Origin of the sequence: Burkholderia cepacia (genome assembly GCF_001039005.1) — a bacterium.
Classification (GTDB): domain Bacteria; phylum Pseudomonadota; class Gammaproteobacteria; order Burkholderiales; family Burkholderiaceae; genus Burkholderia; species Burkholderia theae.
In genome coordinates this window covers 58234-80241 of sequence record NZ_LDWR01000016.1, presented here as the reverse complement: position 1 = coordinate 80241, position 22008 = coordinate 58234, and the positions used below count along the sequence as shown (strand labels likewise).

18 protein-coding genes are annotated in these 22008 nt (G+C 69.9%); 10 read left to right on the top strand and 8 right to left on the bottom strand.

Annotated features, from left to right (window positions below):
* Positions 1 to 107 precede the first annotated feature (107 nt).
* From VL15_RS09960 to VL15_RS09925, 8 genes are all read right to left on the bottom strand, one after another.
* Positions 108 to 1577 carry an efflux RND transporter periplasmic adaptor subunit gene (locus tag VL15_RS09960; protein ID WP_048245305.1) on the bottom strand — a complete coding sequence of 490 codons (1470 nt, stop codon included), beginning with the start codon at positions 1575 to 1577 and terminating at the stop codon, positions 108 to 110.
* Positions 1578 to 1603: 26 nt separating this feature from the next.
* A complete protein-coding gene (locus tag VL15_RS09955; RefSeq protein WP_048245304.1) occupies positions 1604 to 2902 on the bottom strand; it encodes a TolC family protein in 1299 nt (432 codons plus the stop codon).
* A 243-nt stretch (positions 2903 to 3145) separates the two neighbouring features.
* The gene (locus VL15_RS09950; protein ID WP_048245303.1) at positions 3146 to 4336 is read right to left on the bottom strand and encodes a phosphotransferase enzyme family protein; all 1191 of its coding nucleotides are present in this window, start codon (positions 4334 to 4336) and stop codon (positions 3146 to 3148) included.
* Between the two features lie 36 nt (positions 4337 to 4372).
* Positions 4373 to 5005, bottom strand: a complete 633-nt coding sequence (pnuC, locus tag VL15_RS09945; RefSeq protein WP_048245302.1) for a nicotinamide riboside transporter PnuC — start codon at positions 5003 to 5005, stop codon at positions 4373 to 4375.
* Between the two features lie 59 nt (positions 5006 to 5064).
* On the bottom strand, positions 5065 to 7296 hold the full coding sequence (locus VL15_RS09940; RefSeq protein ID WP_048245301.1) for a TonB-dependent siderophore receptor: 2232 nt from the start codon (positions 7294 to 7296) through the stop codon (positions 5065 to 5067).
* A 601-nt stretch (positions 7297 to 7897) separates the two neighbouring features.
* Positions 7898 to 8101 (bottom strand): DUF2970 domain-containing protein, encoded by a 204-nt coding sequence (locus VL15_RS09935; RefSeq protein ID WP_048245300.1) that lies wholly within the window; start codon positions 8099 to 8101, stop codon positions 7898 to 7900.
* Between the two features lie 121 nt (positions 8102 to 8222).
* Entirely contained in the window at positions 8223 to 10322 is a 2100-nt protein-coding gene (locus VL15_RS09930; protein ID WP_048245299.1) for a pyridoxamine 5'-phosphate oxidase family protein, read from the bottom strand.
* Between the two features lie 36 nt (positions 10323 to 10358).
* Positions 10359 to 11012 carry a glutathione S-transferase family protein gene (locus VL15_RS09925; RefSeq protein ID WP_048245298.1) on the bottom strand — a complete coding sequence of 218 codons (654 nt, stop codon included), beginning with the start codon at positions 11010 to 11012 and terminating at the stop codon, positions 10359 to 10361.
* Between the two features lie 126 nt (positions 11013 to 11138).
* On the opposite strand from VL15_RS09925, the gene VL15_RS09920 reads away from it, so the two are divergent.
* The 10 genes from VL15_RS09920 (at position 11139) to VL15_RS09875 (ending at position 21971) form a co-directional block, all read left to right on the top strand.
* Positions 11139 to 12074, top strand: coding sequence for a LysR family transcriptional regulator (locus VL15_RS09920; RefSeq protein ID WP_048245297.1), 936 nt, complete (start codon positions 11139 to 11141; stop codon positions 12072 to 12074).
* A 284-nt stretch (positions 12075 to 12358) separates the two neighbouring features.
* Positions 12359 to 14053, top strand: coding sequence for a 5-guanidino-2-oxopentanoate decarboxylase (locus tag VL15_RS09915; RefSeq protein WP_155420182.1), 1695 nt, complete (start codon positions 12359 to 12361; stop codon positions 14051 to 14053).
* Entirely contained in the window at positions 14050 to 15522 is a 1473-nt protein-coding gene (locus tag VL15_RS09910) for an aldehyde dehydrogenase family protein (protein ID WP_048245296.1), read from the top strand. The genes VL15_RS09915 and VL15_RS09910 overlap by 4 nt, the downstream gene beginning before the upstream one ends.
* Positions 15523 to 15672: 150 nt before the next feature.
* Positions 15673 to 16770, top strand: coding sequence for an ABC transporter substrate-binding protein (locus VL15_RS09905; RefSeq protein ID WP_048245295.1), 1098 nt, complete (start codon positions 15673 to 15675; stop codon positions 16768 to 16770).
* A 4-nt stretch (positions 16771 to 16774) separates the two neighbouring features.
* Complete coding sequence (locus VL15_RS09900; protein WP_048245294.1) at positions 16775 to 17698, top strand: ABC transporter permease; 924 nt, start codon at positions 16775 to 16777, stop codon at positions 17696 to 17698.
* Positions 17695 to 18537: an ABC transporter permease gene (locus VL15_RS09895; RefSeq protein WP_048245293.1), complete on the top strand. Its 843-nt coding sequence runs from the start codon at positions 17695 to 17697 to the stop codon at positions 18535 to 18537. The genes VL15_RS09900 and VL15_RS09895 overlap by 4 nt, the downstream gene beginning before the upstream one ends.
* Before the next feature lie 40 nt (positions 18538 to 18577).
* Complete coding sequence (locus VL15_RS09890) at positions 18578 to 19651, top strand: ABC transporter ATP-binding protein (protein WP_048245292.1); 1074 nt, start codon at positions 18578 to 18580, stop codon at positions 19649 to 19651.
* Between the two features lie 40 nt (positions 19652 to 19691).
* Complete coding sequence (locus VL15_RS09885; protein WP_048245291.1) at positions 19692 to 20510, top strand: transporter substrate-binding domain-containing protein; 819 nt, start codon at positions 19692 to 19694, stop codon at positions 20508 to 20510.
* A gap of 43 nt (positions 20511 to 20553) precedes the next feature.
* Positions 20554 to 21318 (top strand): amino acid ABC transporter permease, encoded by a 765-nt coding sequence (locus tag VL15_RS09880; protein WP_048245290.1) that lies wholly within the window; start codon positions 20554 to 20556, stop codon positions 21316 to 21318.
* Positions 21315 to 21971, top strand: a complete 657-nt coding sequence (locus tag VL15_RS09875; protein ID WP_048245289.1) for an amino acid ABC transporter permease — start codon at positions 21315 to 21317, stop codon at positions 21969 to 21971. The genes VL15_RS09880 and VL15_RS09875 overlap by 4 nt, the downstream gene beginning before the upstream one ends.
* Positions 21972 to 22008 lie beyond the last annotated feature (37 nt).

Sequence of the window (22008 nt, the reverse complement as noted above, 5' to 3'; positions counted from 1 at the left end):
CCCGCACCGGACGAGCCGCCCGGCCGGTCACCCGGAGGGGCGTATTGCGCGCCGCATGGCGGGCCACGTTTCGGGCTGCGAATCGTGCGACGGCACGCGCGTGACGCTCATTCATGTTCCGCGCTCCCCTTGCCGAGCTCGGCCTTCAGCACGAAGCTGTTCGACGCCGCGTATTCCTGGCCCGGCTTGAGCCCCTTCAGCACTTCGGTTGCGCGCTCGTCGCGCCGCCCCGTCTCGACGGCCTGCGCGACGAACCCCTTCGGCGAGCGCACGAACACCGACGGCGCGCCGTCGACGTCCTGCAGCGCGTCGCTAGCGACCGCGAGCGGCACACCCTGCCTGCCCGCGTCGACCGACACGTTCACGAACATCCCGGGCCGCCACACACCGTCCGGGTTCGGCAGCACGACGCGCGCCGGCGCGGTGCGCGTCTGCTCGCCGAGCAAGGACCCGACATAAGCGATCGGGCCGCTCGAACGCGATTCGAACGCGGTCGCGCTCACGGTCGCGTCGCGGCCGACCCGCACGTCGTTGAGCCGCTGCGCCGGCACGGCCATCTCGGCCCATACCGTCGACAGGTCGGAGATCACGAACATGCTGGCATCGGCGGCGATCGCCTCGCCGGGCGTCGCATGCTTCTCGACGATCGTGCCCGCGAACGGCGCACGCAGTTCGTAGCGGTTCAGCGCGCCCGCGCCGACCGGCGCGTTCAGCGCGGCGAGCTTCTGCCGCGCGTTCTGCACGGCGATCTCGGCCTCGCGCAACTGCACCTGCGCCTGCTGGTAGTCCTGCTCCGCCGAGATGCGCTCCTTCCACAACGTGCGTTCACGCTCGTAGGTCGCGCGTGCACCCGACAGCCGGCGCTCGGCCGTCAGCAGTTCGCTGCGCCGGTCGGCGAGATCGGTGCTCGCGATCACGGCCAGCACCTGCCCCTTCGCGATGGTCTGCCCGAGCGACACCGACACCTGCTCGACGATGCCGGCCACGCGCGGCACCACGTGCGCGGTGCGATCCTCGTTGAACTTGATCTCGCCCGGCAACTGGAACGGCGTCGCGATCTGCGCGGGGCCGGCCTTCGCGAGCGCGATCTTCGAGGTCGCCAACTGCGCGTCGGTCAGCGCGATCGCGCCGTCGGCGCGCGCGAACGGGAACGACGCAGCGTCGTTGCCCGCCTTGATGTCGATCGTCGCATCGAACACGTGCGGCTTCGCGATCGGCTGCGCGGACACGAACTTCTGGCCGGCCGCATCGAAACGCAGCGGCTCATGCGAGCGGTCGTAGCGGACCAGCGTGCCGGACACGGTCACGCCCTTGTCGGCCGGCTTGCCGTCGACGAACGGATAGACGACGAGGCGCGCGTCGCCGGGTTTTTCCGTCATCACGATCTCGACGGCGAGCCTGCCGCGCTTCAGCACGACGCCGCCGCGCGCGCCGACGCCATCGGCCGGCCGCGCGGCTTCGGCGGCCGCGGGCGCGGACGCGCTGCTCCCGCCCCGCGTGACGGCGAGCGCGCCGAGCGCGATCCCGGCGGCGCCGAGCACGGCGGCCGCAATAACGATGATTCTGCTGCGTGACATGATGATCCTTCAGGTAAGAGGCGCGCTTATCGCGCGACAGCCGCGAGCGGCGTGCCGACGAAACGGCCGATGTCGGCGCGGGCGGCGTGCGCGCCGGCGAGCGCGCGGACGTATTGCGACTGCCCCTGGAACAGCGTGCGCTGCGCGTCGAGCACGTCGAGGAAGCTGAACTTCCCGAGTTCGTAACCGCGCGACATCGCGTCGAGCGCGAGCCGCGCGGCCGGCAGGATGTCGGCCTTCAGCCGCTGCGCTTCCTGCTCGGCCGCCTCGAAATTCGCGTATGCCTGCGTGAGTTCCAGCCGCAGCCGCGTGCGTTCGCGATCGAGATCGGCATTCGCGCGCTCGGCCTTGTGCGTCGCTTCGAGCAGCGCGCCCTTGTTCGTGTTGAACAACGGGATCGGGATCGACACGCCGACCACCGCCTGGTTGTCCGGCACGCCGCCCGTGGTCACCCGCTTCACGCCCGCACTGACCGTGACGTCCGGAATGCGCCGCGCGCGTTCGAGCGACACGGCCGCATTCGAGCGCAGCATCTCGGCGCGCGCGATCCGCGCGAGCGGCGCGTCGTCGAGCTGCGCGGTCAGCGCGGACAGCGATTCGACCGGCGGCACGGCTTCGAGATCGCCGAGCACCGCGAGCCGGTCGCCGCGCGCTTCGCCCATCACCGCGTTCAGCTTCTCGCGCGCGACGTCGACGCGGCCGCGCGCGGTCACGACTTCGATCTGCACGCCGGCCGCCGCCACGTGCGCCTTCGTCGCCTCGACCGGCGACACCTTGCCGGCCTGCGCGCGACGCCCCGCGAGATCCGCGGAGCGTGCGGCGATCGCGGCCGATTCCTCGGTGACCTGAAGCTGGCGCTGCGCGGCAAGCAGCCCGTAGAACGCGGCGATCACGTCGGCGCGCACGGCGGCGCCCTGCTCGTCGAGCGACGCGTTGGCAGACTCACGTCCGTACGACGCGACGTCGAGCCGCGCGCTGCGCTTGCCGCCCAGCTCGATGGTCTGGTTGATCAGCGCGGTCGACGTGCGCTCGGCGCGGCTGAAGCCTTCCTGCAGGAACGACACTTCGGGATTGGGGCGCGCGCCGGCTTGCATCAGCGCGCCGGCCGACGCATCGACGTCCGCGCGCGCGCCGCGCAGCGCCGGATTGTTCCGGGCCGCGACCGCGAGCGCGTCGGGAAGCGTCAGTGTCGTGGCAGGGAGTGTGTCGGACGGCGGTGCGCTGCCGGAAGCAGCCGGGGCCGGCCCCGGCGACAGCGGCGGCTGCGCATGAGCCGTCGCGGCCATCGCGAAGACGATGACCGCGGCGAGAGTGAGCTTGAGCATGTTCGGTTCTGCGGTAACGGTTTGCGACCGATGCTACGGTCCGGCCGCAGTGCGAACATGAGGCGAAGATGACATTTCCGTCATCTTGGGCACGGCTGCGTGCACGCGTGCGGCACCCCGCGGGAACGGCGTCCCGCTTCGACGATCAGGAGAATTCGGTGAACATGCGGCGCGACGGCCGCACGGAAGACTGCAGCGATGCGGGGAATCGGCACAGGTGTGCCAACCTCCCCGCTATGCGAATCAGGCGGTCCCTTGCTTCACGCGCCGGCGTTGCACCAGCCAGTCGAGCAATTGCCGCCCGTCGCGCTCGCCGAACCAGCGCGCGTGCCCGATCAGGTAACCGTCGTATGCGATGTCGACGATCGCCGGCGCATCGATGATGCAGCCGAAATACGCGACTTCCGACAGCGCGAACTCCGTATGCACGATCGGCAGCAGCGCGACCAGCGCCGCATGGGCATCGTCGCTCAGCGGTTCGAGCGATTCGTAGCCGTCGATCAGCGCGTCGATCTGCGCGTATTCGACGCGCCGCGCATCGGCCGGTGCCATCCAGTCGACGGTATTGCGCTCGATCGCGAGCGCGAGGTCCATCACCGCGCAAGTGCGATCCGACAACCCGAAATCGAGCACGGTGCGTACCTGCGCGCCGGGCCCCGCATCGGTCCACAGCAGGTTCGACGCATGCCAGTCGCCGTGCGTCCACAGCGGCGGCAACGCGGGCAGCAGCGGCACGAGGCGCGCGTGATACGGGCCGATCGCGTCGGCCACGTCGCCGCGCCAGTCGCGCGCGCCGAGCGCACGCACGAGCAGCGGCTGTGCCTCGACCCAGCGTTCGAGCGCGCCCGCCAGATCGGCGGACGACAGCACGCGAAAACTCGACAGCAGCGTGCGCACGGGCCGCGCGGGCGCGTCGTAGCCGACCGACGCGCGATGCAGCTCGGCGAGCGCGCGGCCGGCCGCGTACGCGTGCGAAGGATGCGTGAACGGCTGCCACGACATTACGCCGCGATACGGGTCGACGCCGGGCGCGAGCACATGCACCTCGTAGGTCCAGTCGCCGGATGCGAACGCGGTCGCGCCGTCGCGATCCGCCAGCACATCCACCACCGGCATCCCGCGTTCACGCAGATGCGCGATGAAGCGATGCTCTTCCTCCAGCCCCGCGACATCGCGCAGGCTTACGTGATGACGCTTGACGAACAACCCGCGCCCGTCCGTCATCCGCACGAGCACGGCGGCCGCGAACTGGCGCGGGCTGTGCCACGTCAGCCGGGCCGGCTCGCCGGCGCCGTCGATCCGCGCGAGCACCGCCGCGACCTCGTCGTGCGTCATCAGCGGCCAGTCGCGTTCGGCCTGCACGCCGTCGACGCCGAATTGCGGCGGCGCGACGTCACGCGATACGGGCCCGTCCTGCTCGAGTGGGAATGACATGAACGACGTTGCTCCGTAGTTGAATCGGCGCGTGAATCAGCGCGCACCGCCGCCCGGCGCAAGCGTGCCGCCGGCCGCCGCGCGCAGCGTCGCGGCCGTCCGGCTCCAGTCGCGCCAGCCGACGACGGCCAGTCCGATGAACAGCGCGTAGAGCCCGGCCGTCAGATACAGTTCCTTGAACACGAACATCCCGACGTACACGACGTTCACGACGATCCACAGCCCCCACGACGCAATGTAGCGCCGCGCGGTCCAGTATTGCGCAACGAGGCTGAACGCGGTCAGCGACGCATCGACGAACGGCAGTGCCGCATCGGTCCAGCGCGCCATCATGCCGCCGAGCAGCGCGCTGCCGACGACGGCCGCGATCAGGTCGGGCAGCATCTGCCGCGGCCGCACGCCCGTGACCGGGGCCACGTCGCCTGCCGGCGCCGCGCCACCGCCGGCCTCGCTCGCGCGCTGCGCGAGCCAGCGTTGCCAGCCGTACACCTGCAGCACCGCGAACGCACCCTGCAGCAGCATGTCCGAGTACAGCTTCGCATCGAAGAAGATCCAGCCGTACAGCGCGACCGACGCGAGCCCGACCGGCCAGCACAGCATGCGGCGCTTCGCGGTCAGCCAGATCGCGAGCGCGCTGACGATCACGCCGGCGATTTCGAGTGGGGACATCGTCTGTGCTCTCCAGGTTAGCTGCCGGGGCCGCGCGTCACGCGGCCGGTTCCGGCCGGTCAGAAATCATAGGTCAACGACACGCGCGCAGTGCGCGGCGCACCCGGGAACAGGTACGCATCGCCCTGCTGTTCGCCCGCGTCGCGCCAGTAGAACTTGTTGAACAGGTTGTCCACCGACACGCGCAGCACCGTGCGATGACCGCCGATCTTCGTCGTATAGCGCGCGCCGAGATTGAACACGAACCACGACGGCACGCGCGCGGTGCCTTCCTCGTTCGCGTTGCGGGCATCGCTGTACTCGACGCCGCCGAGCACGTTCAGGCCCGCGACGCCCGGCACCGCATAGTCCGCATACAGCGACGCGCGCAGCGCGGGCACGTTGATGATCTGGTGCCCTTCGTACGCCGGCGAACCCGAATCGTAAGCGCGGGCGCGAATCGCCGCGACGCTGGCCGTCAGCCCGAGCCGCTCGGTGACGCGCCCGGCCGCGCCGAGCTCGATCCCCTGGTGCCGCTGCGTGCCGCGCTGCACGAACGTGTAGGTCGTGCCCAATGCGTCCGGATCGGCGAACTGGAACGGCTTGCTGATCGAGAACACGGCGGCCGTGAGGCTCAGCCGGTCGAGCCAGTCGTATTTCGCGCCGAGCTCGATCTGGTGCGACTCGACGGGCGGCAGGAACGCATACGCGTTGGTCGCGCGCACCGGCGCCTGGTCGCCCAGCGACAGCGCCTTGCTGTACGACGCATACAGCGACAGCACGTTCACCGGCTTGTAGACGAGCGCGACCTGCGGCAGGAACACCGAGCGATCGGTGCGCGTATCGGCGCCGTCGAGGCTGCTCCAGCTGCGCTGGCGCAACAGCACTTCCTTGCCGCCCGCGAGCACCTGCCAGTGTTCGCCGATGCTGATCCGGTCAAGCCCGAACACGCCGTACTGCCACGCGTCGAGACGCGGATACGACGGCCCGGGCGAATTCGGCGACGGCGGGAAGGCCACGTCGGGCCCGTAGATGTTCTCGCTGCCCACGTAGTCGTACACGGCGTCGGCCATGTGCACGACGCGGCGCTGCACGCTCACGCCGAGCGTCAGCTCGTGCCGCAGCGGCCCGGTCGCGAACTTGCCCGTCGTGACCGCGCGCAGGTCGTCGTTGCGCCGGTATTCGCCGGGGCTGCGGAAATCGTAGACGTCGTAATCGCCGTTCGCACCGAAGAAGAACGGCGACGTCGCGCCGGCCGTGCAGCTCGCCGCGTACGAGCAGCCGTACGCGAACGCGCTGTTGTCGTCGATCATCGTGCGGCTGCGACCCGCGGCGATGTAGGCCTTCCAGTCGTCGTTGAACTGGTAGTCGAAGCGCGCGTTCAGGTTCAGCGCGTCGGTCGTCACCGGCTTCGCCCACGGCTGCGTGCCGAGCGCCTTCGACGTCGTGCTGACGGACGGCACGACGGTGCCGCCGAGCAACTGATAGCCGGGCGCGGAACGCTGGATCCACTGCTGGAATTCGGCGTTGAGCTGCAGGCTCGCACGCGGGCTGATGTCCCAGTCGGCGGCGATCGAGCCGAACGTGCGCCGCCCGTTCGTGCCGTCGATATACGAGTGCATGTTCTCCTTCGCGGCATTGATCCGGAAGCCGAACTGATTGTCGGGGCCGAAACGGCGGCCGAGATCGACGGCCGCCGACGTCGAGCCGCGGCTGTCGACGCCGGTCGTCACGCTCGCGACGTTCGCGGAGCGCTTCGTCACGAAGTTGATCACGCCGCCGGGCGCGACGACGCCGCTGTCGATGCCGGCGAGCCCCTTCAGGATCTCGACGCGCTCCTTGTTCTCGAGCGGCACGTTCTGCTCGCCGGACACCGTCAGCCCGTCGATCCGGATCGCGCTCGCGAGATCGACCGGGAAACCGCGGATCGCGAAGCCTTCGTAATAGCCGACCGGCGCATAGTCGTTGACGACCGACGCGTCGTTGCGCACGACGTCGCTCAGCCGCTTCGCCTGCTGGTCGTCGAGCAGCGCGCGCGTCATGACGCTCACCGACGCCGGCGTATCGCGCAGCGGCGTGTCGTCGAGCCCCGCGACCGACGCGTTGTGCACGCGAAACGCATTGCCGCGCTCGCCACTCACCGTGATCGTCGGCAGCGTCGCGCTGCCGGCTGCATCGGTATCCGGTGCCGGTGTGTCGCCCTGGGCCGCGGCCGCCTGCGCCGCGATAAGCGTGATGCCGAGACCGACACCGAGCCCGACCTTCGCGCGCCGCCGCCGTGCGGGCGACGCTGTTGTTCTATTCGCCGTCATTGTTCTGGATGGAAAACTCGCCACTCGACCCTGTCGAAACACGTTACGAAGCTGCGAAGCGCGCGCCCGCGCACGAACCCGCTCCCGATCGCCGGACGCATGCGTCGGCGCGATATTCATCAGACGAATCGGACGATACGGCACGCATGCGGGCCGATCGGACGGGAAGACGCAGGATGGGACATCGGATTCGGGTGACGCACCGGGAACCGACGCAGCCGTCGACGGGTTCGTCGGGTGCCTGTCGGGCGGCCGGCTGCATCGCGCGGTCTTGTCATGCGGGGGGCGCTTCGAACGCCACGGTGCGAACGGCGGGCACTTGCGCGCGCCGTTCACTGGAACGGCGGCCTGCCCGTCGCGCGCGACATCGCGGCGTGGCGCGCATTTTACCCCGGGCGGGGCCGAAGGCCGTGGAATTGGGCGGAACGGGGGGAAGAACAGCAGGAAAGGCGAAACGCGACTCGTGCAACACGGCAACGGCGGCGCTGTAGCCGCGATGCTCATCGTGCGCGGCAATCGCGAAGACCGGCGCGATCATGCGCCCGTCATGCGGCTGGAAACCGGAGCGGGAACGATCTCCCGCTCGCGGTTCACGGGCCGCTCAGAACCCCTGCATCGTCACCGTCGGATCGACGACCAGGTGCACGACGCCGTAAATGATCGCGCCGACGAGCAGCGCGAGCAGGATCGCCACGAACGGCAGCAGCGTGAAGTTGACGTTCGCGAGATCGGCCGCGTGCGCCTTGCTGTTGCGCACGCCGAAGAAACTCCACAGGACCAGCTTGATCATGCCGAGCAGTTTCATGATGTTGCTCCTTTCGTCTATCGGTTGACGCTATCGTCGATCCGACCGGCATCCGAAAAAAGAAGCAGTTGCGCGCGATTTTCGCGCAGCACGCCATCTGCGGCGGCATGTCGCAGGCGCGTCAGCGGTCGAGCACGAGCGGCTCCGTGGCCCCTTGCGCGGGCCGCGCGACGCACAGCAGCGCGCAGCCGGGTTCGACCGCCGCATCGGGCATTTGCTCGTAATCGACCGCGCCGGACAGCACGCGCGTCGCACATGTGCCGCACGAACCGGAGCGGCATTCGGACGGCACGGCGACGCGCTGCCCTTCCGCGAATTCGAGCAGCGTGCCGTCGACAGGCGTCCACGCGGCTTCACGCCCCGTGCGCCGGAACACGACCGGCACGCTCGGCACCGCCGGCATGCCCGCCGCGCGGGTCGCGGTGCGGGCCACGCTCGACGGCCCGAACGCCTCGAAACGGATGCGCTCGTCCGGCACGTTCAGCGCGCGCAGCCCGTCGTACAGGTCGCGCATGAACGCCGACGGCCCGCACAGGTAGAAGTCGTAGTCGTCGAACGGCAGGATCCGCTTCAGTTGCCCGATGTCGATGCGGCCCGCCTGCGCTGCCGCGTCGCCTTGAGGGCGGCTGTCGAACCAGTGGAGCGACAACCTCGCATCGGCAGCCGCGACACGCGCCAGATCCGCCGCGAACGGCCGGTCGGCCGCTTCACGCGCACCGTGCACGAACACCACGCGGCGCGACGGCGCGGCGTCGGCCAGCGCGCCGCGCAGCATCGCGACCATCGGCGTGATGCCGATGCCGGCCGACACGAGCACGGCCGGGCGCGGACTCGCGGCATCGAACGTGAAGCGGCCGCGCGGCATCTGCGCGTCGAGCGTCATGCCCGCCTGCGCATGATCGTGCAGCCAGGCCGATACGTGCCCGTCGCGCTTCACGGTGATCCGGTAATGTGCGCCGCCCGGCGCATCGGAAAGCGTGAAGCTGCGAATCGACGGCGCGTCGCCGCCCGGCAGCGTGATACGCAGCGTCAGATGCTGCCCGGCTTCGTAGGCGGGCAACGTGCCGCCGTCCGCCGGTTCGAAATGGAACGAGCGGATCGCGCGCGCTTCGTCGACGATCCTCGCGATGCGCAGCGGCCGCCACGCGCTTGCCGATATGGACGGCGCGGGCGCAGGCGCGGGTTCTGATGCAAGTGCCGATGCGGGCGGCACCGGCGCGACCGTCACCGTCGCCGCACCACCGGCACCCGCCGCCATCGCCGCGAACTGCGGCGCGCGTTCGACCGCCGACCATCGGAACGGCAGCACCGCGCGCATGCGCCGCACTTCCCGCACATGGAACCGCACGACGCGCTGCGCGCCGTCGAACGACGCGACGAGCGGCCCGTCCCACACGATCTCGGCGCGCGCGGCGACATACACCAGGTCGCCGCTGTCGAAATCGACGAACAGCAGCCCCGCGCGCGGATCGTGCTGCAGGTTGCCGAGGGTGTTGAAGAAGCGGTTGCCGCTGAAATCCGGCGTCGTCAGCGTGCGCGCATCGTCGACGCGCACGAAGCCCGGCATCCCGCCGCGATGCGACACGTCCGCGCCGCGTGCAACGCCCGCTTCCGCCGACGTGTTCGCGCTCGCGACGAAAAACGTATCGGCCTGCGCGAGCAACGCGCGATCCGCATCGTTCAGTTGGTCCGACACGTCCGGCGCGCCGTGTGAATCGCTATCGCGCGCGACGAACGTCGGCGTGCGGCCCTGGATGTACTTCGCGCAGTTGCCGAAGCTCTGCTCGACCGCGATCGTCAGCGCATCGTCGTCGACGGCGCGCACGACGCCGTTGACGCGATTGCGCCGCCGCGTATCGAACTCGATCCCGAGCCCGCCGAGCGGCGCGCCCGGCCGCCACGCGCCGGCCAGCGGATCGCCCGGCAGCGCGGGCGCGGCGATGCGCAGCGTGCGCGCATCCGTCGACGTCACGAAGCCCGGCGCGCCGGCCCGCAACGTCGCCCACGGCTGGCCGTGCGCATCGACGCCGCCGAGCACGAAGAACGGCAGTTGCGCGAAAAACGTCCGGTGCTGGTCCGGCATGAAGCGCCGGATCCCGCGCCGTCCGGCCGAACCCGCGGCCTCCGTGACGCCCGCGCGCTGCTGCACGGCGAGTTCGCCCGCGTGAAACGGCGCGGCATCGAGTTCCCAGCCTGGTACGACGGCGGTCGGGGCGTTCATCGCGTTCTCCCGGAGAAGGCGTGGCGTTGAGAAACGTTATGCGGCGAGCAGGCCCGCGCGCGTCGTCGGCATGCCGACAAAGCCCGGCAGCGCCTCGACGCGCGCGAGCCATGCGCGCACGTGCGGATACGGTTCGAGCGACACGCCGCCTTCCGGTGCGTGCGCGATGTACGTGTACGCGGCGATGTCCGCGATCGTCGGCTGCGCGCCGGCCGCGAACGGCTTGCCGGCCAGCTCGCGGTCGATCACGTCGAGTACTTTGGCGGCCGTGCGCTTGGCCGCATCCTGGTCGAGCGGCGCGCCGAACACGGTCACGAGCCGCGCCGCGGCCGGCCCCGTCGCGATCGGGCCGGCCGCATACGACAGCCAGCGCTGCACGACCGCCGCGGCGGCCGGATCGTCGGGCAGCCAGTGCGCGTCGCCGTAGCGCTTCGCGAGATACACGAGGATCGCGTTCGAATCGGCGATCACGGTGCCGCCGTCGTCGATCACGGGCACCTGCCCGAGCGGATTGAGCGCGAGGAACGCCGCTTCGCGCTGCGCGCCGGCCGCGAGATCGACCTCGACGGTCTCGGACGGCAGACCGAGCAGCGACAGGAACAACCGGACGCGGTGCGCGTGCCCGGACAGCAGGAACGAATAGACGCGAATCGGTGCGACGGGCTTACCGGCGGCGGGCTTGGCGGACATGAAAACACTCCGGAATCTCGCGCCGCCGGGAATCGGCGACGAACGGCTCCAGCGTAACGCTCGCCGTTCGCGGCCAGAAGACGGATAATCGCGGAAACATTATCCTCTTCTATAGGACAATCGACGATGGCCGATCTGCGCGACGTGAACCTGAACCGGCTGGCGATCTTCGTCGCGGTGGTCGATGCCGGCTCGCTGACGGCCGCGGCCGAGCGGCTCGGCCTCGCGAAGACGGTCGTCAGCACGCACATGCAGCGCCTCGAATCCGAGGTCGGCGCGAACCTGATGGTACGCACGACGCGGCGGCTGAGCGTGACCGACGCGGGCCGCGCGTTCTACGACGCGTGCCGCGACATCATGCGCGCCACCGAAAGCGCGCTCGACGCGGTGGCGTCCGATACGGGGCCGCTGCGCGGCACGCTGCGCGTGAGCGTGCCGATCGACTACGGCGCGCTGGTCGTCGCGCCGGCCGTCGTCGCGTTGCGCGACGCGCATCCGGGGCTCGACGTCGAGCTCGTCGCGAACGACCGCGTCGTCGATCTCGTCGCGGACAACCTCGACGTCGCGATCCGCATCGGCCGCCTCGCCGATTCGAACTATCGCGCAGTGCAGCTCGGCACGTACGAGAAGTGGCTGGTTGCGAGCCCCGCGTTCGTCGCGCGAAACGGGCTGCCGCGCGACACGAATGCGCTCGCGGCACTGCCGTTCGTGATGCTGTCGACGCTGCCGCGTCCGCACACGCTCGAACTCGACAACGCCCGCGGCGGCAACGCGTCGGTGCGCTGCGTCGCGCCGGTCGTGTCGAATACCGCGACAGCGTGCCGCGCGATCGTGCTCGCGGGCGGCGGCTTCGGGTTGCTGACGGATTTCTCGACCGCCGACGACGTCGCGACCGGCCGGCTCGTGCGGCTGCTGCCCGCATGGCACGCGGCGCCGGCCGGGATTCATGCGGTGTATCCGTCGACGCGGCTGCCTTCGCCGAAGGTGCGGGCGTTTATCGATGCAATGAAGGAGAGGATTGGGGAAACGCGGCCGGCACGCAAGACGAAGCGAGAACGCTAGCGAACGCCGAAGTCCGTTGCGGCTGCGCGCCGCGCCGGTTGCCGGCCGCTGCGGGTTTCGCGCCGCGGCCTGGCCGGCGACCGGACCGCCGTTGCCGGCCCGCGCATTCCATTACTCCGACGAATCGCGACATCCTCGCGACCACGCATCGCCATGCACGGCGCTCATGCGCGGCATGAAAACTAATCGATTGTTGGCGCCCCGGATCGACGCCGACAATCCGCTGCATGCCCCCTCGTTTGCGGTACGGGCCACTCACCCTCCCAATCGGCACGTCACGATCCATGAACCATCCAGTCCCCCTCTCCTGTATCGCCGAGGCCCGCACGGCCGCGCCGGCACCGTTCCTTGCCCGTCCCCGCACCTGCGGCGAAGCACTCGTCGACCTGCTCGAACGTTATGGCGTCGAATGCGTGTTCGGCATTCCCGGCGTGCATACCGTCGAGCTCTATCGCGGGCTCGCCGAATCGACGATCCGCCATGTGACGCCGCGCCACGAACAGGGGGCCGGCTTCATGGCCGACGGCTACGCGCGCGTCACGGGCCGGCCGGGCGTCTGCTTCATCATCACCGGGCCGGGCATGACCAATATCGCGACCGCGATGGCACAGGCCTACGCGGATTCGATCCCGATGCTGGTGATCTCGAGCGTCAACGCACGGCGCGAGCTCGGCAACGGCGACGGCCGCCTGCACGAGCTGCCGTCGCAGCGTGAAGTCTTCGCGGGGCTCACCGCGTTCTCGCACACGCTGCTCGACGCGGCCGATCTGCCGCAGGTGCTCGCGCGCGCCTTCGCGGTCTTCGAAAGCGCACGGCCGCGGCCCGTGCACATCGAGATTCCGCTCGACGTGATCGTGATGCCGGCGCCCGCGCTGCCCGCCGCACCGCCCGCGCTGCCCGCCCGCCCCGCACCGGACTCCGGCGCGCTCGCGGCGGCCGCGGACCTGCTCGCCCATGCGCGCCGGCCGCTGATCCTGGCGGGCGGCGGCGCCGTGCATGCGGCGACCGAATTGCGCGAGCTCGCCGAACGCCTGCACGCACCGGTCGCGCTGACGATCAACGCGAAGGGTCTGCTGCCGGCCGGCCATCCGTTGCTGATCGGCTCCACGCAATCGCTGCCCGCCACCCGCGCGACGATCCGCGACGCCGACGTGGTGCTCGCCGTCGGCACCGAGCTCGGCGAAACGGATTACGACGTCACGTTCGACGGCGGCTTCGCGATCGATGGCCGGCTGATTCGCATCGACATCGACGCGCAGCAGTTGATGCGCAATGCGCGCGCGGAGATCGCCATCGCCGGCGATGCGCGGCTGGCGCTCGGCGCGCTGTCGACCCGCCTGCACGAAAAACCGGCGCCGACCCCCGAAGCCGGCTGGGGCGCGCCGCGCGTGGCCGCCGTGCGCGCCGCGATCGCGTCCGGCCACGACGGCCCCGCGCGCGCGCAGGCGCGGCTGATCGACACGATCGTCGCGGCGCTGCCTGGCGTAATCGTCGCCGGCGATTCGACGAGCCCCGTGTACGTCGGCAATTTCACCCACGACGCACACGCGCCGCGCAGCTGGTTCAACTCGTCTACCGGCTACGGCACGCTCGGCTACGGGCTGCCCGCCGCGATCGGCGCGAAGCTCGCCGCGCCCGAGCGCCCGGTCGTCTGCCTGATCGGCGACGGCGGCCTGCAGTTCACGTTGCCGGAGCTCGCGAGCGCGGTCGAGGCCCGCGTGCCGGTGATCGTGATCGTCTGGAACAACCGCGGCTACGGCGAGATCCGCAAATACATGGTCGCGCGCGACATCACGCCGGTCGGCGTCGATCCGTACACGCCCGATTTCCTGGCGCTCGCGCGCGGCTTCGGCTGCGCGGCGCACGCGGCCGCGACGCCCGACGCACTGGCCGCCACGTTGCGCGATGCCGCCGCGCGCGCGATTCCGACCGTGATCGAGATCGACGAAGCGACATGGTTCGAGCAGGTGCAGCGATGAGTCGGGCTCCCGATTTTCACTTTGATCCGCCGCTGCGTACCGGGCTTTTCATCGACGGCGCGTGGGGGCCCGGCGCCGACGGCGCCACGCTGCCGATCGTCGATCCGTCGACAGAAGCGGTCCTCGCGCATGTGGCTGCCGGCGGCAGCGCGGACGTCGAGCGCGCCGTCCAGGCCGCGGCCCGCGCGTTTCCCGGCTGGAAACGCACGACGGGTGCCGCGCGCGCGACCCTGCTGCGCGTAATCGCGCGCGGCGTCGACACGCACCGCACACGGCTCGCAACGCTGCAGTCGTTCAATAACGGCAAGCCGTTCGCCGAAGCGGAGATCGACGTCGCCGACGTGATCGCCACGTTCGACTACTACGCCAGCCTCGCGGAACGCGTCGACACGGACGGCGAAACCGAGGTCGCGCTGCCCGGCGACGACCACCGCGCATGGATCCGGCGCGAACCGGCCGGCGTCGCCGCGCTGATCGTGCCGTGGAATTTCCCGATGGTGACGACCGCGTGGAAGCTCGCGCCCGCGCTCGCGGCCGGCTGCACCGTCGTGCTGAAGCCGTCCGAGATCACGCCGCTGCCGGAACTCGAACTCGCCGCGATCGCCGCCGCAGCGGGCCTGCCGCCCGGCGTGCTGAACGTCGTGACGGGCACCGGCCCCGACGTCGGCGCCCGGCTGTGCGCGCATCCGCTCGTCGCGAAGGTGTCGTTTACCGGCAGCACGGCGGTCGGCGCGCAGGTCATGAAAACGGCCGCGGACACGATCAAGGGCGTCGGCCTCGAACTCGGCGGCAAGTCGTCGATCGTCGTATTCGACGACGCCGATCCCGACCACGCGGTCGAGCTGATCGCGGGCGGCGGCCTGTTCAACGCGGGGCAGATGTGTTCGGCGACCTCGCGCGTGCTCGTCGCCGCGCCGCTCGCCGACGACCTGATCGCGCGCCTCGCGCGGCGGATCGACGCGACCGTCGTCGGCCCGCCGTTCGCGCCCGGCGTGCAGATGGGCCCGCTGACGAACCGCGCGCAATACGAACGCGTGAAGCGCCACATCGCGCAAGGCCGGGCCGACGGCGCGCGGCTCGTGACGGGCGGCGACGTGCCCGCCGGCTCCGGTTACTTCATCCGGCCCGCGCTGTTCGCCGACGTGCCGGCCGACAGCGCGCTATGGCGCGACGAAATCTTCGGGCCGGTGCTGTGCGTCCGCACGTTCGATACCGAGGACGACGCGATCGCGGCCGCCAACGATACCGAATACGGGCTCGTCGCGACCGTCGTCACGCGCGACGCGGCACGCGGCAAGCGGGTCGCCGACGCGCTCGAGGCAGGCGTCGTGTGGATCAACACGCCGCAATTGATCTATCCGCAAACCTCATGGGGCGGCTACAAGCGCAGCAGCGTCGGACGCGAGCTCGGCCCGTTCGGGCTGGCCGCATTCCAGGAGATCAAGCAGGTCATGATGCCGGCCCGCTGAGGCCGTCCGGCCCATGCGTTTATGTCATGCCGCGCATGCGGATATTTCGTTTGTTGCGGAAATTTGACCTCCCTACAGTTCATCCACACCCCGCGCCGCCGTTCGGCGACCGGCATCGAACCACCCGGCATCGTTCATCAGGAGACGGCCATGCAACACTTCAAGGCGGGCAGAAGGCAGGTGATCAAAACCCTCGGCACGGCACTCGCCGCATCCGCCCTTCCGATGCCATTCATCAGTACTGCGAAGGCACAGACGAGCAGCTTCGCGGGCAAGACGCTGCGCATCCTCACGTGGTCTGACGATACCGGTGCGGCCGCGCTGCGCAACATCGCGGAAACGTTCAGCAAGCAGACCGGCGCACGCGTGATCGCCGACCGCGCGGACGGCACGTCGGGCATGGTCGCGAAGGTCAAGGCCGCCGGCGAGCGGCCGACCTACGACGTGATCACGCTGGCCGGCGTTGGTGCGGCCGGCCTCGCCGACGCGGGCCTGCTCGCGAAGCCGGACCTGAACCGGCTGCCGAACCTGAAGGACGTCGCGCCGCAGTACCGCACGGGCGCGAACGGGTTCGGGGTCGGCTACCTGCTGTGGTCGGACGGGCTGATCTACAACACGTCGACCGTCAAGACCGCACCGGCGAGCTACGAAGCGCTGTGGGATCCGAAATATGCGGGGCGCCTGTTCCTGCCGCCGCCGGAGTGGGCCGAGGCAGTCGATCTCGCGATCGTCGCCGCGAAGCTGGCCGGCGGTTCGCAGCAGAACATCGAGCCGGGCTTCCGCAAGCTCGCGGCGCTCAAGGATCGCGTGATGACGCTCGGCGAAAACCCGAACCAGGTCGCCGACCTGTTCCGCACCGGCTCGCTCGACATCGGCGGCATCTATTCGCCCGCGTTCTTCCCGGACCAGATCCGCAAGCCCGACTACAAGATGGGCGTGACGTACGGGATGAAGGAAGGCTTCGCGACGCAACTGATGTTCACGGTGATTCCGAAAGCGCACCCGGGCGACCTCGACCTGATCCATGCGTTCATCAACCACACGCTCGACGCGGGCGTGCAGGGCCGGATGGCGGCCGACGTGCTGAACGGGCCGGTGAATTCGAAGGCCGTGATCCCGGCGGAAAGCCGCGCATTCGTGCCGTCGCCGCAGCAGATCGCGGAGAAGGCCATCCTGCATGACGACAAGGCGCTCGCGGCCGTCCAGCCGGCGTGGATCAAGCGCTATACCAGCCTCTTCGCGGCCTGACGACATGGCCTCGCTGCCCTCCTCCCGTCACGCGGACCCGGTCGCCGCCGGCCCTGCCGACGGCGCTTCGGCCGCCGCTGCCGCGCGGCCCGGCGTGCCGCCGTGGCTGCTGCTTGCGCCGATCCTCGCATTCCTCGCGGTGCTCGCGGCGGCGACGCTCACCGTGCTGCGGATGAGCGTCGGTACGCCGGGCGACGAATGGCACACGTTCACGCTGCAGAACTACGCCGATCTCGCCGACCCGTACTTCATGCACTCGCTGTGGCTCACGCTGCGCCTCGCGTTCCAGAGCATGGTGTGCGCGGTGCTGCTCGCGATTCCGGTCGCGCTGGCGATGGCGCGCGCCGAATCGCGGCTCGCGCGGCGACTCATGCTCGCCGGCGTGCTGCTGCCGCTGCTCGTCAACCTGCTGCTGCAGGGTTACGGCTGGCTCGTGATGCTCGGCCCGGCGGGCCTGCTCAACCGCTCGCTGCTGGCAGCCGGTGTCATCGAACGGCCGCTGCAGCTGCTGTACCGCGAACACGGCGTGCTGCTCGGGCTGATCCAGACCGCATTCCCGCTCGCCGTGCTGCCGCTGTCGAGCGCGCTGCGTGCCGTGTCCCGCGCGTACGACGAAGCCGCCGCGACGCTCGGCGCGACGCGCTGGCAGACGCTGCGGCACGTGACGCTGCCGCTCGCGATGCCGGGGCTCGTATCGGGCGCGCTGCTCGTGTTCGCGTACAACGCGAGTGCGTTCGCGGTGCCGCTGCTGCTCGGCGGCCGGCGCGTGCCGATGCTCGCGGTGCTCGTGCATGACCAGGTCGCGCCGCTGCTGAACTGGCCGGCCGCGTCGGCGTCGGGCGTCGTGCTGATGGGTGCGACGCTCGTCGTGATGGCGGTGTCCCAGCGCCTCGTGCGCGCCGTGCAACATGATGAGGTAAACCGATGAATGCCCTTCTGCCGCGCGCGCCGCTGCCTGGCCGCCTCGGACGCTCGACCGGTGCGCTCGCGACGCTCGTGCTGTGCCTCGCCGCACTGCCGATCGTGACGATGATCACGATGTCGTTCGGCTCGTCGGGCACGCTCGAATTCCCGCCGCGCGATTTCAGCCTGCACTGGTACCGCGCCGCCTGGCAGACCTTCGTGACCGCCGATGCCGGCAGCGCGCAATCGATGGGCGCCGCGCTGACGACGAGCCTCGTCGTCGCGATCGCGACGATGCTGGTCGCGACTGCGGTTTCGGTACCCGCCGCCTATGCGCTGTCGCGCTACCGCTTCCGCGGCAAGACGCTGGTCGAGCAGCTCGTCGCGCTGCCGATCGTCTATCCGCTCGTCATGCTCGGCCTCGCGCTGCTGCTCGTGTTCAACGCGCTGCCGGTCGAACTCGGGCTCGTGCGGCTCGTCGTCGCGCACGTGATCCTGACGCTGCCGTTCACCGTGAAGAACTGCGCGGCGTCGGTCGCATCGATCGGCCCGGAATTCGAGGAAGCCGCGTGCCTGATGGGCGCGAGCCCGCGCCGCGCGTTCGTCGATGTCATCCTGCCGCTGATGCGGCCGGGCGTCCTCGCCGGCATGCTGTTCGCGTTCATCGTGTCGTTCAACGAGTTCACGGTGACGTTCTTCCTGTACAGCGTCGACACGATGACGCTGCCGGTCTGGCTCTACAGCCGCACCGTGTCGTCGCTCGACCCGACCGTGTTCTGTTTCGCGGTGTTCACCGTCGCGATCGATTTCGCGCTGATCTGGATGCTCGAAAAACTCGTCGGCGACAAGGGCGTTGCGCTCTGATACGCGCACGACGCCGCCCTCGCCCATCCAAGGACTCCCCATGACCCAGCTCACCCTTCAGAGCGTGACGAAGCGCTTCCACCACGCGTATGCCGTCGATCACGTCGACCTGTCCGTGCCGGACGGCAAGCTCGTCTGCTTTCTCGGCCCGTCGGGCTGCGGCAAGACCACGCTGATGCGGATCATCGCCGGCCTCGAGACGCCGACTTCCGGCACGCTCACGTTCGCCGGCCGCGACCTCACGCACGTGCCGGCCAACCGGCGCGACTTCGGCATGGTGTTCCAGTCGCTCGCGCTGTTCCCGCACATGACGGTCGCGCAGAACATCGCGTATCCGCTGCGGCTGCGCAAGACGGCCAGGACGGCCCAAGCGCAGCGTGTCGCGGAGCTGCTGGAACTCATCCAGCTTCCGCACCTGGCCGACCGGCTCGTCACGCAACTGTCGGGCGGGCAGCGCCAGCGCGTCGCGATCGCGCGCGCGATCGCTTCGTCGCCGCGCCTGCTGCTGCTCGACGAGCCGCTGTCGGCGCTCGACGCGAAGCTGCGCGAGGCGATGCAGGTCGAGATCCGGCTGCTCCAGCAACGGCTCGGCATCACGACGATCATGGTCACGCACGACCAGCGCGAGGCGATGACGATGGCCGACGAGATCGTCGTGATGGAGCAAGGCCGCATCCAGCAGGTCGGCCGGCCGCTCGACATCTATCGCGATCCGGTCAACGAATTCGTCGCGGATTTCATCGGCCTCGGCAACATCCTGCCGGTCGCGTGCGACGGCGACGACGCGATCGTGCTGCCCGGCGGGCAGCGGCTCGCGATCCGGCGCGCGCCCGACGCGCCGCGCGCGGACGACGCCGTGCGCCTGCTGATTCGCCCCGAGGACGTGTGCGTGCGCGCGGCCGCGGCATCGCCGTCCGCGCCGAACACGCTCGCCGGCACGGTCACGTTCGTGCGCGACGTCGGCGCGTCGATCGAGGCGACGATCGATTGCCGCGGCTTCACGCTGACGGCCGCGACGACGCCGCGCGAGACGCCCGACCTGCACGTCGGCATGCCGGTCGCCGCCGAGCTGCCCGCGCATGCATGCAAGCTGATCGCCGCACGCGGCGCCTGATTTCCTGTTCTTTCCCCAGCGCAGCAACAAGGACTCCACCATGAACGCATCGACCCAAGCCCACCGTCTCGTGCGACGCCTGCTCGCCCGCACCGCCCTCGTCTGCACCTGCGCGGCGGGTCTCGCCGCCGTCGCGCCGCTCGCGCATGCCGACGCACTCGACACGATCGCGAAATCCGGCGTCGTGCGCATCGGCGTGTTCGAGGACTACCCGCCGTTCGGCTCGATCGGCCCCGACATGAAGCCGCAAGGTTACGACATCGACATGGCCACGCTGATCGGCAAGGCGCTCAACGCGAAGGTCGAGCTCGTGCAGGTTACCGGCGACAACCGGATGGCGTATCTCGCCGACCGCAAGACCGACATGCTGCTGTCGGTCGGCCAGACGCCGGAGCGCGCGAAGGTGATCGATTTCTCGAATGCGTATGCGCCGTACTATCTCGCGGTATTCGGCCCGAAATCGCTCGCCGTGAAGGGCACCGCCGATCTCGCCGGCAAGTCGGTCGCGGTCGCGCGCGGCACGCTCGAGGACCTGAGCGTGAGCAAGGTCGCGCCGCCGAACGCGACGATCAAGCGCTTCGACGATCCGAACGGCGCGATCGCGGCGTTCCTGTCGGGACAGGCGCAACTGCTCGTGGTCGGCAACGACGTCGGCGCGACGATCATCGCGCGCCATCCGTCGATCGATCCGGAGCAGAAGTTCTCGCTGTTCAGCTCGCCCGATCACGTCGGCCTGAACAAGAACGAGCCGCGCCTGATGCAGAAGGTCAATGATGCGATCGCCGGCGCGAAGAAAAGCGGCACGCTGAACACGCTGTCGCAGAAGTGGCTGCACGCGGCACTGCCGGCCGACCTGTGATGCGCGTCGCGCCCGCCCCGCATTCACGACGAGAGGTATCGTTATGACCTACGTGTTCGACTTCAGCGATTTCGGCCTCTACGCCGGCATGCTCGCGCGCGGGATCGGCGTGACGCTCGGCCTCACCGCGGCCTCCACCGCGCTCGGCGGCCTGATCGGCACCGCCGGCGCGTGGGCCGCGCTCGCCGGCCCGCGCTGGGCACGCACGCTCGTCGCAGCCTACGTCGAGCTGATCCGCAATACGCCGTTCCTGGTCCAGCTGTTCTTCATCTTCTTCGGGCTGCCCGGGATCGGCGTGCACATCGACGAAGCGCAGGCGGCCGTGCTGGCGATGACGGTCAACCTGGGCGCGTATGCGGTCGAGATCCTGCGGGCCGGCATCGAATCGGTGCCGCACGGGCAGACGCAGGCCGCACGCGCGCTCGGGCTGCACGGCCGGCAGGTGTTCGGTCACGTCGTGCTGCCGCAGGCGCTCGCGAACGTGTACCCCGCGCTGCTCGGGCAGGTGCTGATCGTGATGCTCGGCTCGGCCGTCGTGTCGCAGATCTCGGTGCCCGACCTGACCTATGCGGCGAATTTCATCCAGTCGCGCAATTTCCGTGCGTTCGAGATCTACATCGTCGTGACTGCGATCTACCTGCTGCTGTCGATCGCGCTGCGCATGCTGCTCAATCGCGTCGGCCGCCGTCTGTTCGCGGGCCGCGCGCCGCACGGCACGACCGCCGCACCGCGCCGCTCGTGCGTCGCCCGCTTCACGTGGCGCGCACGCTCCCCTGAAACCGGCCTCCCGACGGAGCGTGCCCGATGATCGAATTCACCTTCCAGGATATTGCGTGGAACCTGCTGCTGGCCGCACGCTGGACCATGCTGCTGTCGCTGATCACGTTCGTCGGCGGCAGTGTCGCCGGGTTCGTGTTGCTCGCGATGCGCATCTCGCCGGTGCCGGCGCTGCGCCGTTTCGTGAGCCTGTACGTCGAGCTGTTTCAGGGCACGCCGTTGCTGATGCAACTGTTCCTCGGTTTCTTCGGACTGCCGCTGGTCGGCATCGACGTGACGCCGTGGGTCGCCGCATCGGTCGTGCTGACGCTGAACGCGAGCGCGTACCTGGCCGACATCTGGCGCGGGTGCGTCGACGCCGTGCCGCGCGGCCAGTGGAGTGCGGCGGCCAGCCTCGGCATGACGTGGACGCAACAACTGCGTTATGCGGTGTGGCCGCAGGCATGGAAAATCGCGCTGCCGCCGACCGTCGGTTTTCTCGTGCAGGCGGTGAAGAGCACGGCGCTGACGTCGATCATCGGGCTGACCGAACTCACGAAGACCGGCAACATCATCACCAACGCGGTGTTCAAGCCGTTTCCGATCTACGCGATGGTCGCGCTGCTCTACTTCGCGATGTGCTTCCCGTTGACGTGGTACGCCCGCGTGCTCGAACGCCGCTACCGCGTCGCGAAGGCACGCTGAACCGGCGCCACGCGCGCCTCATTACGATGCAGGTATC

Bases quoted from the DNA above. Each gene is read 5' to 3' on its own strand.
- VL15_RS09960 (WP_048245305.1), bottom strand. From the start codon at position 1,577: ATGTCACGCAGCAGAATCATCGTTATTGCGGCCGCCGTGCTCGGCGCC.
- VL15_RS09955 (WP_048245304.1), bottom strand. From the start codon at position 2,902: ATGCTCAAGCTCACTCTCGCCGCGGTCATCGTCTTCGCGATGGCCGCG.
- VL15_RS09950 (WP_048245303.1), bottom strand. From the start codon at position 4,336: ATGTCATTCCCACTCGAGCAGGACGGGCCCGTATCGCGTGACGTCGCG.
- pnuC (WP_048245302.1), bottom strand. From the start codon at position 5,005: ATGTCCCCACTCGAAATCGCCGGCGTGATCGTCAGCGCGCTCGCGATC.
- VL15_RS09940 (WP_048245301.1), bottom strand. From the start codon at position 7,296: ATGACGGCGAATAGAACAACAGCGTCGCCCGCACGGCGGCGGCGCGCG.
- VL15_RS09935 (WP_048245300.1), bottom strand. From the start codon at position 8,101: ATGAAACTGCTCGGCATGATCAAGCTGGTCCTGTGGAGTTTCTTCGGC.
- VL15_RS09930 (WP_048245299.1), bottom strand. From the start codon at position 10,322: ATGAACGCCCCGACCGCCGTCGTACCAGGCTGGGAACTCGATGCCGCG.
- VL15_RS09925 (WP_048245298.1), bottom strand. From the start codon at position 11,012: ATGTCCGCCAAGCCCGCCGCCGGTAAGCCCGTCGCACCGATTCGCGTC.
- VL15_RS09920 (WP_048245297.1), top strand. From the start codon at position 11,139: ATGGCCGATCTGCGCGACGTGAACCTGAACCGGCTGGCGATCTTCGTC.
- VL15_RS09915 (WP_155420182.1), top strand. From the start codon at position 12,359: ATGAACCATCCAGTCCCCCTCTCCTGTATCGCCGAGGCCCGCACGGCC.
- VL15_RS09910 (WP_048245296.1), top strand. From the start codon at position 14,050: ATGAGTCGGGCTCCCGATTTTCACTTTGATCCGCCGCTGCGTACCGGG.
- VL15_RS09905 (WP_048245295.1), top strand. From the start codon at position 15,673: ATGCAACACTTCAAGGCGGGCAGAAGGCAGGTGATCAAAACCCTCGGC.
- VL15_RS09900 (WP_048245294.1), top strand. From the start codon at position 16,775: ATGGCCTCGCTGCCCTCCTCCCGTCACGCGGACCCGGTCGCCGCCGGC.
- VL15_RS09895 (WP_048245293.1), top strand. From the start codon at position 17,695: ATGAATGCCCTTCTGCCGCGCGCGCCGCTGCCTGGCCGCCTCGGACGC.
- VL15_RS09890 (WP_048245292.1), top strand. From the start codon at position 18,578: ATGACCCAGCTCACCCTTCAGAGCGTGACGAAGCGCTTCCACCACGCG.
- VL15_RS09885 (WP_048245291.1), top strand. From the start codon at position 19,692: ATGAACGCATCGACCCAAGCCCACCGTCTCGTGCGACGCCTGCTCGCC.
- VL15_RS09880 (WP_048245290.1), top strand. From the start codon at position 20,554: ATGACCTACGTGTTCGACTTCAGCGATTTCGGCCTCTACGCCGGCATG.
- VL15_RS09875 (WP_048245289.1), top strand. From the start codon at position 21,315: ATGATCGAATTCACCTTCCAGGATATTGCGTGGAACCTGCTGCTGGCC.